The following is a 19,264-nucleotide window of genomic DNA, read 5'->3' on the forward strand; positions in this document are numbered from 1 at the left end:
GTTCGGGACTGCATGATTTAGGCGCGAAGCGGTGCCTTCCGCGAAGCCCGCGTCCTGCCCACAAATCACGCTCTACGTCCCGAACGGCACCCCCTGCGCGTCCCGCCCCCTCGCGTCGTGGCTCCCCTGCCGGCCGGTGGGGAACGAGAGTCGTGGCTCTCCTGTGGTCTTGTCGTCTTTCCCGGCGGGGGGTGGGAAGGGTGTGGCTGCGCCGGGGGAGTGAGGTGCGCCGAGGGTGTCGTAGGGCTCTGAGACACTTGGCGCGATGACCGCGATGACTCATACCCCCATGCGAGCCCGCGCCGAGATCGACCTGGCGGCCCTGCGGGCCAACGTGCGGGCTTTGCGTGCTCGCGCGGCGGGTGCCGAGTTGATGGCCGTGGTGAAGTCGGACGCGTACGGCCACGGCGCCGTGCGCTGTGCCCGCGCGGCCCTCGACGCCGGGGCGACCTGGCTGGGGACCGCGACCCCCGAAGAGGCGCTGGCGCTGCGCGCCGCCGGGTTCGACGGGCCGCTGATGTGCTGGCTGTGGACCCCCGGCGGGCCTTGGCGCGAGGCGGTCGAGGCGGGTATCGACGTATCCGTGAGCGGGATGTGGGCGCTGGAGGAAGTGGTTGAGGCGGCGCGTGCGGCGGGGCGAGTGGCGCGCGTACAGCTCAAGGCCGACACCGGGCTCGGGCGCAATGGGTGCCAGCCGGCCGACTGGCCTGAGCTGGTGCGGCGTGCCCTGGAGGTCCGGGACGCTGTCAGGGTTACCGGGCTCTGGTCGCATTTCGCTTGTGCGGACGAGCCGGGGCATCCGTCGATCGATGTCCAGCTGGCTGTCTTCCGCGATCTGGTGGAGCACGCCGAGAAGGCCGGTGCCGAGCCGGAAGTGCGGCACATCGCCAACTCGCCCGCGACGCTGACCCTGCCCGGGACGCATTTCGATCTCGTACGGACCGGCATCGCCATGTACGGCGTCTCGCCGAGCCCCGAGCTCGGCACGCCCGCGGACTTCGGGCTGCGGCCCGTGATGACGCTCGCTGCCTCTGTGGCGCTGGTCAAGCGGGTGCCGGAGGGGCACGGCGTCAGTTATGGGCATCACTATGTGACGCGGGAGGAGACCAACCTCGGGCTCATCCCGGTCGGGTACGCCGACGGGATTCCGCGGCACGCGTCCGGTAGCGGGCCCGTGCTCGTCGGAGGCAAGTGGCGTCGGGTCGCCGGGCGGGTCGCCATGGACCAGTTCGTGGTCGACCTCGGCACCGATGTGGTGGAGCCGGGGGACGAGGCTCTGCTGTTCGGTCCTGGCGACCGGGGGGAACCGACCGCCGAGGACTGGGCCCAGGCCGCGGGCACCATCGCGTACGAAATTGTCACCCGCATCGGATCGCGGGTACCGCGCGTCTATGTGAATGAGGCCCCCGAAAGCTAGGAGAGCGGCACCGTGAGCGAGAGCAGCGCGCCCGGCGTGGTGGAGGTGGCGGCGGAGGCCGCGACCGCCGCCGCCAACGGCAACTGGCGGCGGGCGGGTGTGGCCGGCGCCGCGATAGGTGTGGTCGCGGCGGGCGCCGCTGCCGGTGTTGCCCTCGAGCGGCTGACGGTCGGCCGCGGCATGCGAAAGAAGGCACGGCTCGCGCTGGATGCCTCGGGTCCGTACGGCGCTCTGCGCGGGATGCCGGGGCGGGCCCCGGCGGACGACGGGACCGGGATCTACTACGAAGTGGACGAGGTGGAGGCGGACGGCACCTCGTCGGGGCCGCGACGGCGCCGGCTCTTCGGGCGTAAGACTCCGGCTCCTGTGACTGTTGTGTTCAGCCACGGCTTCTGCCTGAGTCAGGACTCCTGGCATTTTCAGCGGGCCGCGCTGTGGGGTGTCGTGCGGACCGTTCACTGGGACCAGCGCAGCCACGGGCGTTCGGGGCGCGGTGCGGCACAGGCGCGTGGTGTCGCTGTCGATATTGAGCAGCTGGGGCGCGACTTGAAGGCCGTCATCGACGCTGCCGCGCCCGAGGGACCGCTGGTGCTGGTGGGGCACTCCATGGGCGGCATGACGATGATGGCGCTGGCGGATCAGTTTCCTGAGATCGTCCGCGAGCGTGTGGTCGGTGCTGTTTTCGTCGGTACGTCGTCGGGGAACCTCGGCGAGGTCAATTTCGGGCTGCCGGTCGCCGGTGTGAACGCCGTACGCCGTGTCCTGCCGCGCGTGCTGCGCGCCCTCGGTACGCAGGCGGAGATCGTCGAGCGCGGGCGGCGGGCGACGGCGGATCTGTTCGCCGGGCTCATCAAGCGTTATTCGTTCGGCTCGAAGGATGTCGATCCGGCCGTGGCGCGGTTCGCGGAGCGGCTGATCGAGGGGACCCCGATCGACGTGGTCGCCGAGTTCTATCCGGCGTTCACCAATCACGACAAGGCGGACGCGCTGGAGATCTTCGCCGAGGTGCCGGTGCTGGTGCTCGCGGGCGACAAGGACCTGGTGACGCCCAGCGAGCACAGCGAGGGCATCGCGGATCTGCTGCCGGACGCCGAGCTGGTGATAGTCCCCGACGCCGGGCACCTGGTCATGCTGGAGCACCCCGAGGTGGTCACCGACCGGCTCGCGGACCTGCTGGCGCGGGTGGGCGCAGTACCGGCAGCCGCTAACGTTGGGACGTATGGAAGCACCGCACAGCCCGGCGGCTGATGTCACCGCCGTTCTTACTGTTCACTCGCCCGAATTGATGCAGGAGTTCGGGCGCCGGCTCGCCAAAGTGCTGCGGCCCGGCGATCTCGTGATGCTCACCGGCGAGCTCGGCGCGGGCAAGACGACGCTGACGCGTGGGCTCGGCGAAGGGCTCGGGGTGCGCGGCGCCGTGACGTCGCCGACATTCGTCATCGCGCGCGTCCATCCCTCGCTGACCGGCGGTCCGGCGCTGGTGCACGTCGACGCGTACCGGCTGGGCGGCGGGCTCGACGAGATGGAAGATCTCGATCTTGATGTCTCGCTGCCCGACTCCGTCGTGGTGGTGGAGTGGGGTGACGGGAAGGTCGAGGAGCTGTCCGACGACCGGCTGCACGTGGTCATCCACCGGGCGGTCGGGAACGCCGACGACGACGTGCGCGAGGTGACGGTGCGCGGTATCGGTGCGCGGTGGGCCGGCGAGGACCTGGCCGCGCTGGGTGCTTGACGGAGCCTGGCGTCCGTACGTTCCGACAAGACGTCGGCAAGATGTTGCGCCGGTGCGGCCGGGCGTGGTCACATGGATACCGAGACCTGGTTAGGTCTACCTAACCACGCCTGCTCAACCGGAGCCCAGGAGGCATCCATGCCGGCTTCAGAACGCGACGCGCCCGAGCCTGTCTCCATGCGCGACCTACTGGCCTCGTGCGCGGCGGCCACGGCGGTCTCCACACCGCCGCGGGAGCAGCAGCAGCCGCAGGAACACGAGGTGGCTGAGGTGCCTGTCGGGGAACAGCGCGACGCCGCGTAGGCCTGTAGTCCTTACGAGCGTATTTACGGGACGACGACGACCTTCACGCCGACCGTCGCGAAGCTCCACATCGCGTCGCCGTCGGCGCGCAGCATGCGTACGCCGCCGGTCTTGCTCTTCGGGTCCGGGCTCGGCATCGAGCCGTCGACCGCGGCGCTGAAACCGATCGGGACGCCCTCGAAGGTCAGGAACCGTACGACGTGTTCGACCTGCACCCCGTCGGAGCCGGTGATGATTCCCGAGCGTGAGCCCACCGCGTACGTTCCCGGCGGCGGGCTGACCGTGCTCGGCACGACCTTGAACGTCCTGGTGGCCTTGCCCTTGCCGTTCACCAGCCACACCCGCCGCTCGGCCAGCGAGTAGACGACGCGCGTGCCCGTGCCCGACTGGGCCGGCACCGCGAATACGTCCTTCACCTTGGCCGGTCCCTTGGGCGGCTGCGAGGCGTGCGCCGCGGGGGTCTTGCCGGTGGGTGGTTCGGCGAGCTGCGCGGCGGAGGGGGCGCTCGCCGACGCCTGGTAGGCGAGGAAAGCGACCGCCGCCACGGCTGCCGCGGTGAGCCCGGCCACGATTCCCGAGCTGCTCCTTGCCACCTTGCTCCACCTCATGTTCGTGCTGCGCGCGTATTTGTGGTGACGGTAGCAGCAGGGGCCGGTAGGGACGGGGGACGCCGTGCTCCCCGTGCGCGGGCCGTAGGCTGTTTGTGTGCTCCTGCTCGCCGTTGATACCGCAACTCCAGCCGTCACCGTCGCCCTCCACGACGGTGATTCCGTCGTCGCCGAGGCCGGCCAGGTCGACGCACGCCGTCACGGGGAGCTGCTGCTCCCCACCGTCGACCGGGTCCTCGCCGAAGCCGGTCTGAAACTCGACGCCGTGACGGGGGTCGTCGTGGGCGTCGGCCCCGGTCCGTACACCGGACTGCGCGTCGGGCTGGCGACGGCCGAGACCTTCGGCCTCGTGCTCGGGGTGCCCGTCCACGGGCTGTGCACCCTGGACGGGCTGGCCTACGCGGCCGGGCTCACCGGGCCCTTCGCCGTGGCGACCGACGCACGGCGCAAGGAGGTCTACTGGGCGCGGTACGCCGATGCCCGTACGCGGGTCTCCGAGCCCGCCGTCGACCGGCCCGCCGACATCGCCGAGCAGCTCGCGGACCTGCCGGTCGTCGGCTCCGGGGCTCTCCTTTACCCCGGCGAGTTCCCCGACGCGCGTGGACCCGAGCACCAGTCGGCGGGCGCGCTGGCGTCGCTGGCCGCCGAAAAGCTCGCGGCGGGGGAGTCCGACGGCTTTCTGGCGCCGCTGCCGCTGTATCTGCGCCGGCCCGACGCGCAGGTCCCGAAGAACTACAAGGTGGTCACCCCGAAGTGACCGCGGTGCTGAGAGAAATGCGCTGGTGGGACATCGATCCGGTGCTCGAGCTTGAGCGGGAGCTGTTCCCCGAGGACGCCTGGTCGCCCGGGATGTTCTGGTCCGAACTCGCCCACGCGCGCGGGCCGCAGGCCACCCGCCGGTATGCGGTGGCCGAGGAGGACGGCAGGCTCGTCGGGTACGCCGGGCTTGCCGCCGCCGGAGGGCTCGGCGACGTACAGACCATCGCAGCCGCCCGTGATCAGTGGGGGACCGGACTCGGGTCCCGGCTGCTCACCGATCTGCTGGGGCACGCGAGCGCCTTCGAATGCTCCGAGGTGCTTCTCGAAGTGCGCGTCGACAACACGCGGGCGCAGAAGCTGTACGAGAGGTTCGGCTTCGAGCCGATCGGCTTCCGGCGCGGCTACTACCAGCCCGGCAATATCGACGCGCTCGTGATGCGGCTGACGACGACGACCGACCCGGCAGATCCCGCGACCTCCGTACAAGTACAAGAACAAGAAACCGGGATTCACCATGGCTGACGAACCGCTCGTCCTCGGCATCGAAACCTCCTGCGACGAGACCGGCGTCGGCATCGTCCGCGGTACGACCCTGCTCGCCGACGCGATCGCGTCGAGCGTCGACGAACACGCCCGCTTCGGCGGTGTGGTGCCGGAGGTCGCCTCGCGCGCGCACCTGGAGGCGATGGTTCCGACGATCGAGCGCGCGCTGAAGGAGGCGGGGGTCGCCGCTTCGGATCTGGACGGCATCGCGGTTACGGCGGGTCCGGGGCTGACGGGTGCGCTGCTGGTGGGCGTGTCCGCGGCCAAGGCTTACGCGTACGCGCTCGGGAAGCCGTTGTACGGCGTGAACCACCTGGCCTCGCACATCTGCGTCGACCAGCTGGAGCACGGTCCGCTGCCCGAGCCGACGATGGCGCTGCTGGTGAGCGGCGGGCACTCGTCGCTGCTGCTCGCCCCCGACATCACGAGCGACGTACGGCCGATGGGCGCGACCATCGACGACGCGGCGGGCGAGGCGTTCGACAAGATCGCCCGGGTGCTGAATCTCGGCTTTCCGGGTGGCCCGGTCATCGACCGGCTCGCGAAGGAGGGCGATCCGAAGGCGATCGCGTTCCCGCGCGGTCTGACCGGGCCGCGCGACGCGGCGTACGACTTCTCCTTCTCGGGGCTGAAGACGTCGGTGGCGCGGTGGATCGAGGCCAAGCGCAGTGCGGGCGAGGAGGTGCCGGTGCGGGATGTGGCGGCGTCGTTCCAGGAGGCGGTCGTCGACGTACTGACGCGCAAGGCGGTGCGGGCCTGCAAGGACGAGGGCGTCGACCACCTGATGATCGGCGGCGGCGTGGCGGCCAACTCGCGGCTGCGGGCGCTGGCGGCGGAGCGGTGCGAGCGGGCCGGCATTCAGCTGCGGGTGCCGCGGCCGGGGCTGTGTACGGACAACGGGGCGATGGTGGCGGCGCTCGGCGCGGAGATGGTGGCGCGGGGGCGGGCGGCGTCGGACTGGGATCTGTCGGCGGATTCGTCGCTGCCGGTGACTGAGCCGCACGTACCGGGTGCGGTGCGGGGTCCTGGCCACGATCACGATCACGTGCATGAGATCAGCAAGGACAATCTCTACTCGTGAGCGTCGTGCTGATGTGGGAGGCCCGCGCCGTCGAGGGGCGGGGCGCGGAGCTGCTGGAGTGGGCCCGGGCGCAGGCGGCTGTCCTGGCGGTCGAGCCGGTGCGCAGGGAGATCTTGCGGGCGCCGCAGGACCGGGTGCTCGTGATGACGTGGTGGGACGCGGGGTACGACGACGCCGGCCTGCCGGAACTGCCGGAGCCCGAGCCGGGGTTGATTACGCGGGCGGTTCATCGCTGGCGTTTCGAGTCGGTCGACGGCGGCTGACGGCGGCTGACGGCGGTGGATCAGGCGTGGGTAGTGTCGTGCGCATGTCTCGCCGTACGCCGCTTCCGCCGCCCCCGCCGCCCGAGCACATACGGGCCTGGCCCGGACCGGAGGCGATGCTCGCCGACCGGGCCCGGGCCATGGACGAGCTGATCGCGCGCGACCTCGGAGCCGGGCGGCTGGCGCGGTTCTGGCTGCTGGTGGGGGGCGCCGCGCTCGGGTGGGGGATCGTCGGGCTGGCCCTTCAGGCGTTCGAGGGGCCGGGCGACCCGCTCACCGCGGTCTTCGGCGCGGCGTTCGGAGCGGTTGGTCTGGCGGGCGTTGTGGCGTGCTGGATCTTCATCGGGCTGGGCGTGCGGCGTGACCGTGCGATCCGTCAGCTCGTGGTGGCCTGGGCGGACTTGGGCCGCGGCCACGGTTCTTCCGCTTCTTCCGCCGCGCCGTGGCGGGTACCCGGGCTCAGCCTGGCGTGGGTGCTGTCGGCGGTGGTGGTGTGCGGGCTGGGGCTGTGGTCGTCGCTGGGGTTCGCGGTGCGGGCGCGGCCGGGTTCTGAGACGTACGTGGACGCGGTGTTCTTTATCGGGCTCGGGGTCATTTTGTGGGTGGCCGGGCTGATATGTGCGGCGAAGGCGGTGGGGCACTTTCGGTGGGCTGTGCGGGCGGTGGGGTAAGGGTGCTTAGGGGGTACGGGCCTGCGGGGCTGTTCCCCAACCCGCCCCTTCCCGAAGCTGGGGGCAAGCCCCCAGACCCCCGGACGCCCTCCGGGCGGGTCAGGGGAAAGCCCCGAAGGGTCACGGTGCTGGGTGGCCGATCAGGACCGTCGGGGCACCCGCGACTCTCGTGAGGAAGACCGTTGCTGAACTCGGGCCGGACAGTTTCATCTTGCGGCGGAGCTCCTCCGGCTCGATCGCCGAGCCGCGCTTCTTCACCGTCAGTACGCCCACCCCCCGCTCCCGCAGCAGCGCCTTCAGCTTCTTCAGGCTGAACGGCAGCTGGTCGGTGATCTCGTAGGCGGTGGCGTACGGAGTGGGGTGGAGTTCGTCCGCCGTCACGTACGCGATCGTCTCGTCGATCAGGCGGCCGCCCACCTGCCGCGCCACCTCCGCCACCAGATGCGAGCGGATCACCGCGCCGTCCGGCTCGTACAGGTAGCGGCCGACCTTGCCGGGCTCCGGGTCCGGCAGGCCGGTGCCGAGAAGGCTGTGCGCGCCGGGGAGCAGGGTGGCCCGGATCGCCTTCGGGGCCGTGCCGAACCAGAACACCGCCTCCTTCACGTCGCCGCCGTCCGAGATCCACTCCGCTTCGGCGTCGTCCGGGACCGCCTCGTGCGGAACACCCGGTGCGATCTTGAGTGCGGCGTGTGCGGACGTACGGGCAGCCTCGATCGCCCAGGAGAGCGGCGGGGAGTACGCCTGCGGGTCGAAGATCCGGCCGCGGCCGCCGCGTCGCGCCGGGTCGACGAAGACCGCGTCGTACGGGGACGTGTCGATGGTCGTTACGTCGGCGCAGCGGACCTCGATGAGCGAGGCCAGGCCCAGCTCCTCCGCGTTCGCGCGCGCCACCTCCACCGTGAGCGGGTCGCGGTCGACCGCCAGGACCGAGATCCCCGCGCGGGCCAGCGCGATCGCGTCGCCGCCGATGCCGCAGCACAGGTCCGCCACGCTCCGTACGCCGAGTGTGGCGAAGCGCCCTGCGCGGTACGTCGCCACCGTCGTGCGGGTGGCCTGCTCGACGCCGTTCGGGGTGAAGAACATCCGGTACGCGTCCTCGGAGCCGAACTTCGCCACCGCCCGCTGTCGCAGCCGGGCCTGCCCGAGCGCCGTCGAGACCAGCGCGGCGGGGTGGTCGCGGCGCAGCCGCGTCGCGGTCGCCAGCTCGTCCGCGGGGTTGTGGTCGCGGAGCGCGGCGAGGAGGGCGCGGCCCTCTTCGGTGCGCAGGGCGGCGAAGGATTCCACGGCGTCAGGGGTGTCGTTCACGCGGTCAATTGTGGGCCAGCCGGGGGACCGTGTGCGCCCGCTCGCGGTGTCGCCCCGCCGACGGTGTCGTGCGCTGACAGGATCCATCGCCATGCAACTAGTACGACAAAAGGAAGAAATGACTGGGAAGGGGGGCAGGCAGGTCCGTATGGTCATGGCCGTTCTCCTTGTCGCCGCGATCGGCTCCGCATGCGCCACCGAGCCCGTTGACACGCCGGAGCCGGGCGGGCCGCGGGCCGCCGCACCCGCCGCCGGCCAGGAGCAGGCGTACCGGCAGGGGCCGGCCCGGGATCTGGCCGGGTACGCCGAACGGCTGCGGCGCGCCCAGACCGTGCGCGTCGCCGCCGCCAAGAAGTGGGGGCTCGCACAGGCGCCGCTCGCCGCACCCCCGCCACCCGCCGTGAAGCCGGAGATCACCACACGCAAGGGCTTCGAAGCGGGGCGCGGACTGCCGCCCGTCTTCACCACCGTCCCGGTCGACGAACGGGTCGTCTTCCTGACGATCGACGACGGCGTGGAGAAGGATCCGAAGCTGCTGCGGATGATGACCGAGCTGGGCGTCCCCTACAGCGCGTTCCTCAGCAACTACCTGGTGCGTGAGAACTACGGCTATTTCGAGCGGATGCAGGCGCGCGGCGTATCCCTGCACAACCACACCCTCAATCACCGCTACATGCCCGGCCTTTCCTATGCCCGGCAGAAGCGCGAGATCTGCGGAATGCAGACCATCATCCAGAAGCGGTACGGCAAGCGGCCCCGGCTCTTCAGGCCGCCGTACGGGGCGTACAACGCCGACACCCTGCGCGCCGCCCGCTCCTGCGGCATCAAGGCCGTGCCGCTGTGGGCCGCCGAGGCGTTCCCCGACCGGATGGAATGGCGCGAGTGGGACCGCGACCTGCATCCCGGCGACATCATCCTCACGCACTTCCGCGGCAGGGAGCAGTGGAAGGGCACCATGCCGGACATGATCCGGCGGGTCATGAAGACGGTCACTGCCAAGGGTTACGCCGTCGCCAGGCTGGAGGACTACCTGTGAGGCGCGCGCACCGGCTGCTGGCCGGACTGCTGGCGGCCGGTGCGCTCGCGCTCACCGGCTGCGCGCAGTCCGTGGACCCGATCGAGCGACTCGGGAGGAAGGCGGTGCGCAGCGTCGCACCGAAGGCGGGGGCGGGGGCGGCGGGGGCCGCCGGGCCCGCGGCCACCGGGGCGCACGGCGCACCGGCCCCGCGAGCCGGGGCGTACGCGCGATGGGGACTGCGGGAGCCGCTCCGTCCGGCGCCGGCGCCTCCGGTCCGTAAGCCGGCCCGGCCTTTTGTGGTGGACCGAGTACCGACCCGCGACAGGGTCGTCTTTCTTACCTTTGACGATGGTGCTGAGCGTGATCCGGAGTTTGTACGGATGGTCGACGAGCTCAAGCTGCCGATCAGCATGTTTCTGACGGACAGCGTGGCCTCGCCCGGGTACGACCACTTCGACCGGCTGAGGCGGGCCGGCGGCGGCCTCAGTACGGTGCAGAACCACGCGGTCGGCCACGTCTACCTGCCCGGTCTCCCGTACACCGGACAGCGCGCCCAGATCTGCGGCCAGCAGGACCGCCTGGAGGCCCGCTTCGGCGCGCGGCCGCGGCTCTTCCGGCCGCCGTACGGGGCGTACAACAACCAGACGCTGCGGGCGGCGGGCGACTGCGGGGCCGAGGCGGTGGTGCTGTGGGCGGCGTCGATGCAGATCAACGACCTGCGGTACGCGCACGGCGACCGGTTGCGGCCGGGCGACATCGTGCTCGCGCACTTCCGGGGGCCCGGCGAGCTCAAGGGCTCGACGATCACCGAGATGACGTCGCGGATGCTGCGCCGGATCCAGGAGCAGGGCTTCGCGGTGGCGCGGCTGGAGGACTATCTCTGACGCGGGGCGGGGGGCCGGGCCGGGCGTTCAGCCGCCGCTGGTCCTGCACTCGCTGTTGTCGCTACGCGCAGTGTCGTACGGAACCTGGGGCTCCGTCGGGGCGTTGGCCGTATCGGGAGCCGGCCGGCACGGGCCCGTGCCGGGCCCGGCACGGGCGCGTTCGTCAACACGTACGGCGGCGTCGGATTGGCACTCCGCTTGACCGAGTGCTAACCGCGTCATAGTCTCGGCGTTGGCACTCTCCACCGGTGAGTGCCAACAGTAGCGACGGGCAGGTCCGGCACCCGCGACGACGGATCCACCTGGTCGCCACCCCACATCAGTTAACCCCGTGAGATCTCCGAAGGGGGAGACCGGACCGTGACGACCACCAGCTCCAAGGTTGCCATCAAGCCGCTCGAGGACCGCATTGTGGTCCAGCCGCTCGACGCCGAGCAGACCACGGCCTCTGGCCTGGTCATTCCGGACACCGCCAAGGAGAAGCCCCAGGAGGGCGTCGTCCTGGCCGTGGGCCCGGGCCGCTTCGAGGACGGCAAGCGCCTTCCGCTCGACGTGGCCGTCGGCGACGTCGTGCTGTACAGCAAGTACGGCGGCACCGAGGTGAAGTACAACGGCGAGGAGTACCTCGTCCTCTCGGCTCGCGACGTGCTCGCGATCATCGAGAAGTAATTCACTCAAGATTGCTTTTGATCTGCGCCCCTGGCACCCAGCGACAGCCGGGCGGCCCGGGGCGCATTTCGTTTGAGAGGACAGAGAAGCTCCATGGCGAAGATTCTGAAGTTCGACGAGGACGCCCGTCGCGCCCTTGAGCGCGGCGTCAACAAGCTTGCCGACACGGTGAAGGTGACGATCGGTCCCAAGGGCCGCAACGTCGTCATCGACAAGAAGTTCGGCGCCCCCACCATCACCAACGACGGTGTCACGATCGCCCGCGAGGTCGAGCTCGACGACCCGTACGAGAACCTGGGTGCCCAGCTCGTGAAGGAGGTGGCGACCAAGACCAACGACATCGCGGGTGACGGCACCACCACCGCCACCGTGCTGGCCCAGGCGCTGGTCCGCGAGGGCCTGCGCAACGTCGCCGCCGGCGCTTCCCCGGCCGCCCTGAAGAAGGGCATCGACGCCGCGGTCAAGGCGATCTCCGAGGACCTCCTCGCGAACGCCCGTCCGATCGAAGACAAGTCCGACATCGCCGCCGTGGCCGGGCTCTCCGCCCAGGACTCGCAGGTCGGCGAGCTCATCGCCGAGGCGATGGACAAGGTCGGCAAGGACGGTGTCATCACCGTCGAGGAGTCCAACACCTTCGGCCTGGAGCTCGACTTCACCGAGGGCATGGCCTTCGACAAGGGCTACCTGTCGCCGTACATGGTGACCGACCAGGAGCGTATGGAGGCCGTCCTCGACGACCCGTACATCCTGATCCACCAGGGCAAGATCGGCTCGATCCAGGACCTGCTGCCGCTGCTGGAGAAGGTCATCCAGGCCGGCGCGTCCAAGCCGCTGCTGATCATCGCCGAGGACGTCGAGGGCGAGGCCCTGTCGACCCTGGTCGTCAACAAGATCCGTGGCACCTTCAACGCCGTCGCGGTGAAGGCCCCCGGCTTCGGTGACCGCCGCAAGGCCATGCTCGGCGACATCGCCACCCTCACCGGTGCGACTGTCATCGCCGAAGAGGTCGGTCTCAAGCTGGACCAGGCCGGTCTCGACGTGCTGGGCTCCGCCCGCCGCGTGACCGTCACCAAGGACGACACGACGATCGTCGACGGCGGCGGCGACTCCGCCGAGGTGACCGGCCGCGTCAACCAGATCAAGGCCGAGATCGAGTCCACGGACTCCGACTGGGACCGCGAGAAGCTCCAGGAGCGCCTCGCGAAGCTGGCCGGCGGCGTGTGCGTGATCAAGGTCGGCGCCGCCACCGAGGTGGAGCTCAAGGAGAAGAAGCACCGTCTGGAGGACGCCATCTCCGCGACCCGCGCCGCGGTCGAGGAGGGCATCGTCTCCGGTGGTGGCTCCGCTCTGGTCCACGCCGCCAAGGTGCTCGAGGGCGGCCTGGGCAAGACCGGCGACGAGGCGACCGGTGTCGCGGTCGTCCGCCGCGCCGTCGTCGAGCCGCTGCGCTGGATCGCCGAGAACGCCGGCCTTGAGGGCTACGTCATCACCGCCAAGGTGAGCGAGCTCGACAAGGGCCACGGCTTCAACGCCGCGACCGGTGAGTACGGCGACCTGGTCAAGGCCGGCGTCATCGACCCGGTCAAGGTCACCCGCTCCGCGCTGGAGAACGCCGCGTCCATCGCGTCGCTGCTGCTCACGACCGAGACCCTGGTCGTCGAGAAGCCGGCCGAGGAAGAGGCGGACGCCGGTCACGGCGGTCACGGCCACAGCCACTGACCTCGCTCGCGAGTCGCACAAAGGCCCTCGTTCCCGCCGCTCAGCGGTGGGAACGAGGGCCTTTGCGTCGGGGCCTGCTACGACGACGGCTCGACCATGCCGAGCTGGCGCATCATGCCCATCACGTCCCAGTGCCACCAGCCTTCCTTGATCTTGCCGTCCTCGAACCGGAAGGTCGTGGTGCCGACGTTGCTGACCGCGTTGCCGGTCGCGGGCATGCCCCGCATCTCTCCGGTGTTGGTGCCGCGCCAGCTCCAGCGCGTCGCGACCCGGTCGCCCTCGGCCACCTGGTCCTCGATGGTGAACTGGAAGTCGGGGAACGCCGTGCGGTAGCCGAGTGCCTCCATGCGGATGCCGTCGACCCCTTGGGTGTCCTGCTCGTTGGCGACGTCGTGGTCGCGGTAATCGGCCGCGAAGATCTCGCTGAAGCCGGCAGGATCGTCCGTACCGCAGAGTTCCAGGAAGAACCGGCGACAGGTGTCCTTGTTCAGCTGTTCGTCGCGGACCACGTCGAGATCCGTGAACGAGGGCATCCCGTCACAGAGCGCCACCATCTCCTGGAAGGTCTTGTCGGTCTCCGGCAGATGGGAGTTCTTCATCGCCTCCTCGTACGACGGGAACTCGACTATCTCGACGTAGTGGTTCGCTTCCGACCGGTCCTTGCCAATGACGTTGTGGGTGGCGGTCCTCTTGCCCTTGGTCTGCTCGGCCCACTTGTCCATGAGCTGGTTCATGTCTTCGGACCGTTCGGTCTTGTAGTCGATTATCTGTACGAATTTCATGCCGCCTCCTGACCTCGATGGGATATGTCCCAGTTTAGTGAGGATTCGGCTTTGCGCCTGGTCAGGCGGAGTGTCGCAGGGCCGCCGGGTGGACCGGGTCGGCGAAGGGGCGCCCCTCGGCGTAACGCTCCAGTTCGTCCAGCGACTGGTCGGCCATGCGGTGGAGTTCGTCGCCCAGTGATCCCGCGATGTGGGGGGTGAGGAGGACGTTCGAGAGGTCGTACAACGGCGAGTCCGGGGGCGGCAGTTCCGGGTCTGTCACATCGAGTACGGCGCTCAGGCGGCCGGAGGCCAGCTCCGGGAGCAGCGCGGCCTCGTCGATGAGGGAGCCGCGCGCGGTGTTGATCAGCGTCGCGCCGGTGGGCATCGCGGCCAGCTGGGGGGTGCTGATCATGCGGTGGGTCGCCGGGAGCTGCGGGGCGTGGACGGAGACGACGGAGCTGCGGGCGCACAGCTCGTCGAGCGGCGCGAGCTCGACGCCGAGGGCGGCGGCTTCGCGCGGGGCGACGTACGGGTCGTACAGCAGGACGTCCAGGTCGAAGGGGCGGAGCAGCTCGATGACGCGGCGGCCGATGCGCGAGGCGCCGACGATTCCTACGGTGCGGCGGTGGTTTCCGGCGCTGTGGAGCTCCGCGCGCCAGTCGTGGTCGGCGCGCAGGGCGCGGTAGCGGGCGGCGGAGTGCAGGACGCGTTTGCCGGCGAAGAGGATCGCGGCGAGCGTGTACTCGGCCACGGGCAGGGCGTTGGCGGCGGCGGCCGAGGTGACGGCGATACCGCGGTCCCAGCAGGCCTGGGTGATGTGGTGCTTGACGGAGCCCGCCGCGTGGATGACGGCGCGGAGGTTCGGGGCGGCGTCGAGGATTTCGGCGGTGAGCGGGGTGGCGCCCCAGCAGGTGAAGAGGACCTCGGCCTCGGCGAGGGCGGTCGCGATGGGCGGCGCGGGGGTGGTGAGGTCGTGCGCGACGAGGTACGGGTCGGTGCGCGCCAGCTCGGCCAGGCGGCTGCGGTGGCGGTCGGTGAACAGGCGTTGCGCGATACCGGGGCCCATGGCGAGAAGCAGGGACGGCTGATTGTCAGTGGCGTGGTGCATGGTGGAACTCGGGCTCCTCTTCGGTCGCTTGACGGTCGCTCGGCGTGCGTCACTCGGTCACTTGACGCTTCCGGCGGTGAGCCCGGCCTTCCAGTGCTGCTGGAGGGAGACGAAGGCGACGATCAGGGGGACGACGGCGAGGAGTGAGCCGGTGACGACGAGGGGGTAGAACTCCGGCTCGCCGTGGGCGTTGCTGTTCCACGCGTACAGGCCGAGGCTCAGCGGGAAGAGCTTCTGGTCCGAGAGCATCACCAGGGGGAGGAAGAAGTTGTTCCAGATCGCGGTGAACTGGAAGAGGAAGACGGTCACGAAGCCGGGCATGATCATGCGCATACCGATGGACCAGAAGGTGCGCAGCTCGCCGGCTCCGTCGATACGGGCGGCTTCGAGGGCCTCGTTCGGGATGTAGCCGGCGCTGAAGACCCGGGCGAGGTACACGCCGAAGGGGTGGACCAGTACGGGGACGAGCACGGCCCAGTAGGTGTTGACGATGCCTACTTCGCTGGCGAGCAGGTACATGGGCAGGGCCAGCGCGGTGGTCGGGACCAGCACGCCGAGCAGGACGACGCCGAACAGCTTCTCCTTGCCCCTGAAGTGGTACTTGTCGAAGGCGTAGCCCGCGGCGACGCTGATCAGCGAGCTGACCACGGCGCCGCCGCCCGCGTAGAGAAGGCTGTTGAGGTACCAGCGGAAGTAGACGCCGTCGCTGTACGTCGCCAGGGCGGAGAGGTTCGCGCCAAGGTTGAAGTCCTCGAAGGAGAAGGCGTTTCCGGCGAGCAGTCCGCCGGTGTCCTTCGTAGCGGCGGTGACCAGCCAGACGAGGGGGAGAAGCATGTAGACCATGGCGAGGACGAGCGCGCCGTTGACGGCGGTCTTCGACATCCAGCGGCTGGTGGCGGTGTTCGTGTGGGGAGAGCTCATGCCTTCTTGCCCTTCCGGCCGGTGAAGCGGGTGACCGCGAAGGAGAGCAGCGCGGCGGTGAGCGCGAGGAGTACGGAGGCGGCGGCCGCCAGTCCGTAGTCACCCCGGTCGAAGGCCGCGGTGTACGCGTACATGTTCGGCGTCCAGGTGGAGGTGACGGATGATCCGGTGCCCTTGTTGATGATCAGCGGCTCGGTGAACAGCTGCAGCGAGCCGATGACCGTGAACAGCGCCACCATCACGACCGAGGCGCGGATCAGCGGGACCTTGATGCTGAACGCGATGCGCCAGGCGCCCGCCCCGTCCACCGTGGCCGCTTCGAGTACGGAGCGGTCGACGGCCTGGAGGGCGGCGTAGAAAATCACCATGTTGTAGCCGAGCCATTCCCACAGCGCGATGTTGATGACGGAGGGGAGGGCGCCTTCGGGTGCGAAGAAGTCGAAGCCGATACCGCCGGCCTCCATGGCGTCGACGACCGGGCTGAGCTGGGGCGTATAGAGATAGACCCAGATCAGCGCGGCGATGATGCCCGGTACGGCGTGCGGCAGGAAGAGCGCGAGCTGGAAGAAGCGGCGGGCGTGCGCGAGTGTGGAGTCGAGGAGCAGGGCGAGTGCGAGGGCTCCGCCGATCATCAGCGGGATGTAGAAGACGCAGTACCCGAGGAGTACGACGAAGCCCTCGCGGAAGGCCGGATCACCCAGCGCCGCCAGGTAGTTGTCGAGACCGCTGAAGACGGTCTCCGTTCCGCCGAAGCCCAGTCCCGACTGCTTCTCGGTGAACAGGCTCAGCCAGACCGCGTATCCGATCGGCACCACCATCACCAGGGTGAAGAGGACGAAGAAGGGGGTCAGCAGGACGCCGGCGGCGGCGTTGGTGCGGGTGCGGGCCTTCACGTTGTTCCTCAGCCCTCGACCTTCAGGCCGCGCTTCTTCAGCTCGGAGACGGTCGCGTCGTGCCCGGCCTTGACCGCGTCGGCGATCGTCGCGCCGCCGTTCGTGACCTTGCCGAACTGGTCCTTGATGACGGTGTTGGTGGTGCCGGTGCTCGGGCCCCACGCCCAGTTGGGGGTGATGGAGGCGCCGGCGTCCTCGAAGACCTGGTAGATGTCCTGGCCGCCGTAGTACGTCGCGTCGAAGGCCTCCTTGGCCGCCGGGCGCAGTTCGGCGGCTGCCGGAAAGGCACTCGACGTACCGGAGGCGATCCGGGCCTTGACGCCTGCCTCGGTGGTCGTCATCCACTTCGCGAACTCGACCGCGGCCGCGGTCTTCTTGCTGTCCTTGGTGACCGCGAAGGTGGAGCCGCCCAGCATGCCGCTGGCCGGCTTGCCGTCCCAGGACGGCATCGGGGCGACGGCCCACTTGCCGCCCTGCTCGGGCAGGGTGCCGGCCAGGACACCCGCGCCCCAGGAGGCGCCGAGGTAGCCGATGGTGCCGCCCCTCTTGAGGGAGTTGGTCCACTCCGGGCTGAAGGAGGCGTTGTTGCGGACCAGGTCGTCGTCGAGGAGACCCTGCCAGTACGACGCGACCTTCGTTGTCGCGGCGTCGGTCGTGTCGACCTTCCAGGTGTCGCCCTCGGCCTTGAACCACTGGGCGCCGGCCTGCCAGGCCATTGCCTGGAAGGTGGTGGGGTCGTCGGGGAAGAAGGTGCCGATGCGCGCCTTCTTGTCGGCCTTCTTGACATTTTCGGCGGCCTTGCGGAACTCGTCCCACGTCTTGGGGACTTCGACGCCGTGCTTCTTGAACACGTCCTTGCGGTAGTAGAAGGCCTGCGGCGAGGCGTCGAAGGGGACGGCCCAGTTCTTGCCGCCGAGAGTGGTCAGCTCGACCGCCTGCGGCAGGAACTTCTTCTTCACGTCGTCGGTGAGGTGGCCGCTGATGTCCTGGACCGAGCCCTGGCTGACGAACTCGGGGAGCATCGGGTACTCGATGGAGACCAGGTCGGGGGCGTTGCCCGCCTTTACCGCGTTGGAGATCTTGGCGTAGCCGCCGGCGTTGCCGGAGGGGATCTCCTCGAACTTCACCCGGATGTCCTTGTGCGAGGCGTTGAAGGCGTCGACCACCTCCTTCGAGCCCTTGGCCCAGCCCCAGAAGGTGATCGAGACGGGCTTGCCGTCGGCGGCGGAATTCTTCTCCTCTTCGCCGCTGCCGCCGCAGGCCGTGAGAACGGCGAGGGCGGTGGCGGCGCCGACTATGGCATGGGACGTTCTGTTCCAACGTGGGCTCACGGCACGGCTCCTGACGGGCGGCGACACTGGCGTTGGCCGTGATCCTTGAGCCAGCGCTGAGCGAAGTCAAGAGCGAAAGATTGATTGATCGAAAAAAGATCAGATCGATGAGGCTCCGCAGGATCCCCGTACGCGCAGCTGCGGAAGCAGCGTCAGGTGTCGCCGCGGTTCCTGCCCACCCGCGCCGCGCGCCTGCCCGAGCCGTTCCACCAGCAGCCCGGTGGCATGCCGCCCCACCTCTCGCTTCGGCGGCGCCACCGCCGTCAGCGGGGTGTCCGCGAGCGCCGCGACCTCGTCGTCGTACGCGATCAGCGCCAGATCCCGCGGCACCCGCACGCCCAGCTCCGCCAGCCGCTGCACCACCTGGATCGCGTCCACGTCGTTGTGGATCAGCGCCGCCGTCGCCGCCCCCGACGTCACCGCCGCCCGCAGCGCCTGCACCGCCGCCTCGAAGCGGTCCGGGTGCACCTCCGCCGGTACGGAATCGATCACGTCCCGCGGCGCCCGCACCCCCAGCACGCCCAGCGCCTCCGCGTACCCCGAACGCACCGCGAGAGCCGTCGGCGAGTCGTCGCGGGCCATCAGCAGCGGCGCCCCGTGCCCCAGCTCCATCAGGTGGCGCACGGCCAGCAGCACCCCGTGCCGGTGGTCCGAACAGACCCGGTCGAGCCCGTCCAGCGGCGAGCCCGCCGCCGGCTGCCGCTCCAGCAGCACGGTGGGCACGGGCAGCGAGGTGATCCAGTCGCCGTACGCCGCCGGGTCGCCCGGCCGCCGCCACCCCGGCGCCACCAGCAGCCCCTCGGCCCCCGCCGCCAGCAGGCCCTCGGCGCGCGCGTGGTCCTCCTCCGGGCGGTAGTCCGAGATCCGCAGGATCAGCCGGGCCCCGGCCCGCGCCGCGGCCTCGTGCGCACCCCGGATGACCTCGGCGAAGTAGTACGTCGCGGAGGGAGCCAGCATGCCGAGTACCAGACCGCTGCCGGGGCCCGCGACCGCCGCGACCGGAGCACCCTGCTCCCGCGGCCAGGACACCGACCCGTGCACCCGGTCGAGCAGCCCGCGCCCGGCCAGCTCCTCCACGTCCCGGCGCACCGTGACGGGCGAGACCCCCAGCAGGCCGGCGAGGTCCGAAACGCGGGCAGAGCCCCGTTCCCGTACCAGGCCCAGCAGTCGGTCGTGACGTTCAGCAGCACTCTCGCGCACGGTGGCAGTCCCCCTCGGCAGTGTGTGGCACAGAAACCAGTGTGATCGAACGATAGGAGTTTCGATCATTCAACC

General features: G+C 70.1%; 21 protein-coding genes. 13 read left to right on the plus strand and 8 right to left on the minus strand.

From position 1 onward, the window contains the following. Positions 1-274 precede the first annotated feature (274 nt). The 4 genes from alr to J7E89_RS08645 all read left to right on the plus strand — a co-directional run bounded on the left by alr (position 275) and on the right by J7E89_RS08645 (position 3,452). Positions 275-1,417, plus strand: coding sequence for an alanine racemase (gene alr, locus J7E89_RS08630; RefSeq protein WP_214970746.1), 1,143 nt, complete (start codon positions 275-277; stop codon positions 1,415-1,417). A 12-nt stretch (positions 1,418-1,429) separates the two neighbouring features. Beyond that, positions 1,430-2,665, plus strand: a complete 1,236-nt coding sequence (locus J7E89_RS08635) for an alpha/beta fold hydrolase (protein ID WP_214970553.1) — start codon at positions 1,430-1,432, stop codon at positions 2,663-2,665. Beyond that, the gene (gene tsaE / locus J7E89_RS08640; RefSeq protein WP_214970558.1) at positions 2,637-3,149 is read left to right on the plus strand and encodes a tRNA (adenosine(37)-N6)-threonylcarbamoyltransferase complex ATPase subunit type 1 TsaE; all 513 of its coding nucleotides are present in this window, start codon (positions 2,637-2,639) and stop codon (positions 3,147-3,149) included. The genes J7E89_RS08635 and tsaE overlap by 29 nt, the downstream gene beginning before the upstream one ends. Before the next feature lie 138 nt (positions 3,150-3,287). Then, the gene (locus J7E89_RS08645; protein ID WP_214970566.1) at positions 3,288-3,452 is read left to right on the plus strand and encodes a hypothetical protein; all 165 of its coding nucleotides are present in this window, start codon (positions 3,288-3,290) and stop codon (positions 3,450-3,452) included. A 23-nt stretch (positions 3,453-3,475) separates the two neighbouring features. Here the strand turns inward: J7E89_RS08645 and J7E89_RS08650 are convergent, their stop codons facing one another. Beyond that, positions 3,476-4,060 (minus strand): hypothetical protein, encoded by a 585-nt coding sequence (locus J7E89_RS08650; RefSeq protein ID WP_214970568.1) that lies wholly within the window; start codon positions 4,058-4,060, stop codon positions 3,476-3,478. A gap of 97 nt (positions 4,061-4,157) precedes the next feature. Here J7E89_RS08650 and tsaB point away from each other — a divergent pair, with 97 nt between their 5' ends. The 5 genes from tsaB to J7E89_RS08675 are packed head-to-tail and all read left to right on the plus strand — an operon-like array spanning position 4,158 to position 7,377. Beyond that, the gene (gene tsaB / locus J7E89_RS08655; protein ID WP_214970570.1) at positions 4,158-4,817 is read left to right on the plus strand and encodes a tRNA (adenosine(37)-N6)-threonylcarbamoyltransferase complex dimerization subunit type 1 TsaB; all 660 of its coding nucleotides are present in this window, start codon (positions 4,158-4,160) and stop codon (positions 4,815-4,817) included. Between the two features lie 17 nt (positions 4,818-4,834). Further along, positions 4,835-5,341, plus strand: coding sequence for a ribosomal protein S18-alanine N-acetyltransferase (gene rimI, locus J7E89_RS08660; RefSeq protein ID WP_214970749.1), 507 nt, complete (start codon positions 4,835-4,837; stop codon positions 5,339-5,341). After that, positions 5,334-6,443 (plus strand): tRNA (adenosine(37)-N6)-threonylcarbamoyltransferase complex transferase subunit TsaD, encoded by a 1,110-nt coding sequence (tsaD, locus tag J7E89_RS08665; protein ID WP_214970572.1) that lies wholly within the window; start codon positions 5,334-5,336, stop codon positions 6,441-6,443. Before rimI ends, tsaD begins: the two co-directional genes overlap by 8 nt. Then, complete coding sequence (locus tag J7E89_RS08670) at positions 6,440-6,706, plus strand: hypothetical protein (protein WP_308315394.1); 267 nt, start codon at positions 6,440-6,442, stop codon at positions 6,704-6,706. The genes tsaD and J7E89_RS08670 overlap by 4 nt, the downstream gene beginning before the upstream one ends. 44 nt (positions 6,707-6,750) lie before the next feature. After that, positions 6,751-7,377: a hypothetical protein gene (locus J7E89_RS08675; protein ID WP_214970574.1), complete on the plus strand. Its 627-nt coding sequence runs from the start codon at positions 6,751-6,753 to the stop codon at positions 7,375-7,377. Between the two features lie 120 nt (positions 7,378-7,497). On the opposite strand, the gene J7E89_RS08680 is transcribed toward J7E89_RS08675, so the two are convergent. Beyond that, positions 7,498-8,691 (minus strand): methyltransferase domain-containing protein, encoded by a 1,194-nt coding sequence (locus J7E89_RS08680; RefSeq protein WP_308315402.1) that lies wholly within the window; start codon positions 8,689-8,691, stop codon positions 7,498-7,500. 82 nt (positions 8,692-8,773) lie between these two features. Here J7E89_RS08680 and J7E89_RS08685 point away from each other — a divergent pair, with 82 nt between their 5' ends. The 4 genes from J7E89_RS08685 to groL all read left to right on the plus strand — a co-directional run bounded on the left by J7E89_RS08685 (position 8,774) and on the right by groL (position 12,972). Further along, positions 8,774-9,718 (plus strand): polysaccharide deacetylase family protein, encoded by a 945-nt coding sequence (locus J7E89_RS08685; protein ID WP_214970576.1) that lies wholly within the window; start codon positions 8,774-8,776, stop codon positions 9,716-9,718. Continuing rightward, complete coding sequence (locus J7E89_RS08690; protein WP_308315395.1) at positions 9,715-10,584, plus strand: polysaccharide deacetylase family protein; 870 nt, start codon at positions 9,715-9,717, stop codon at positions 10,582-10,584. The genes J7E89_RS08685 and J7E89_RS08690 overlap by 4 nt, the downstream gene beginning before the upstream one ends. Positions 10,585-10,944: 360 nt before the next feature. Then, positions 10,945-11,253, plus strand: a complete 309-nt coding sequence (groES, locus tag J7E89_RS08695) for a co-chaperone GroES (RefSeq protein WP_138896888.1) — start codon at positions 10,945-10,947, stop codon at positions 11,251-11,253. A gap of 93 nt (positions 11,254-11,346) precedes the next feature. Further along, a complete protein-coding gene (groL, locus tag J7E89_RS08700) occupies positions 11,347-12,972 on the plus strand; it encodes a chaperonin GroEL (RefSeq protein WP_214970578.1) in 1,626 nt (541 codons plus the stop codon). Positions 12,973-13,049: 77 nt separating this feature from the next. On the opposite strand, the gene J7E89_RS08705 is transcribed toward groL, so the two are convergent. From J7E89_RS08705 to J7E89_RS08730, 6 genes are all read right to left on the minus strand, one after another. Further along, positions 13,050-13,754 (minus strand): ester cyclase, encoded by a 705-nt coding sequence (locus tag J7E89_RS08705; RefSeq protein WP_214970580.1) that lies wholly within the window; start codon positions 13,752-13,754, stop codon positions 13,050-13,052. A 61-nt stretch (positions 13,755-13,815) separates the two neighbouring features. Beyond that, positions 13,816-14,844 carry a hydroxyacid dehydrogenase gene (locus J7E89_RS08710; RefSeq protein ID WP_214970582.1) on the minus strand — a complete coding sequence of 343 codons (1,029 nt, stop codon included), beginning with the start codon at positions 14,842-14,844 and terminating at the stop codon, positions 13,816-13,818. A 57-nt stretch (positions 14,845-14,901) separates the two neighbouring features. Next, positions 14,902-15,765, minus strand: a complete 864-nt coding sequence (locus tag J7E89_RS08715) for a carbohydrate ABC transporter permease (protein ID WP_214970584.1) — start codon at positions 15,763-15,765, stop codon at positions 14,902-14,904. Then, on the minus strand, positions 15,762-16,658 hold the full coding sequence (locus J7E89_RS08720; protein WP_214970586.1) for a carbohydrate ABC transporter permease: 897 nt from the start codon (positions 16,656-16,658) through the stop codon (positions 15,762-15,764). The genes J7E89_RS08715 and J7E89_RS08720 overlap by 4 nt, the downstream gene beginning before the upstream one ends. An 8-nt stretch (positions 16,659-16,666) precedes the next feature. Beyond that, positions 16,667-17,989, minus strand: a complete 1,323-nt coding sequence (locus J7E89_RS08725; RefSeq protein WP_214970589.1) for an ABC transporter substrate-binding protein — start codon at positions 17,987-17,989, stop codon at positions 16,667-16,669. A gap of 99 nt (positions 17,990-18,088) precedes the next feature. Then, positions 18,089-19,189 (minus strand): substrate-binding domain-containing protein, encoded by a 1,101-nt coding sequence (locus J7E89_RS08730; RefSeq protein WP_214970591.1) that lies wholly within the window; start codon positions 19,187-19,189, stop codon positions 18,089-18,091. Between the last annotated feature and the right edge of the window lie 75 nt (positions 19,190-19,264).

This window comes from Streptomyces sp. ISL-100, from assembly GCF_018614615.1.
Classification (GTDB): domain Bacteria; phylum Actinomycetota; class Actinomycetes; order Streptomycetales; family Streptomycetaceae; genus Streptomyces.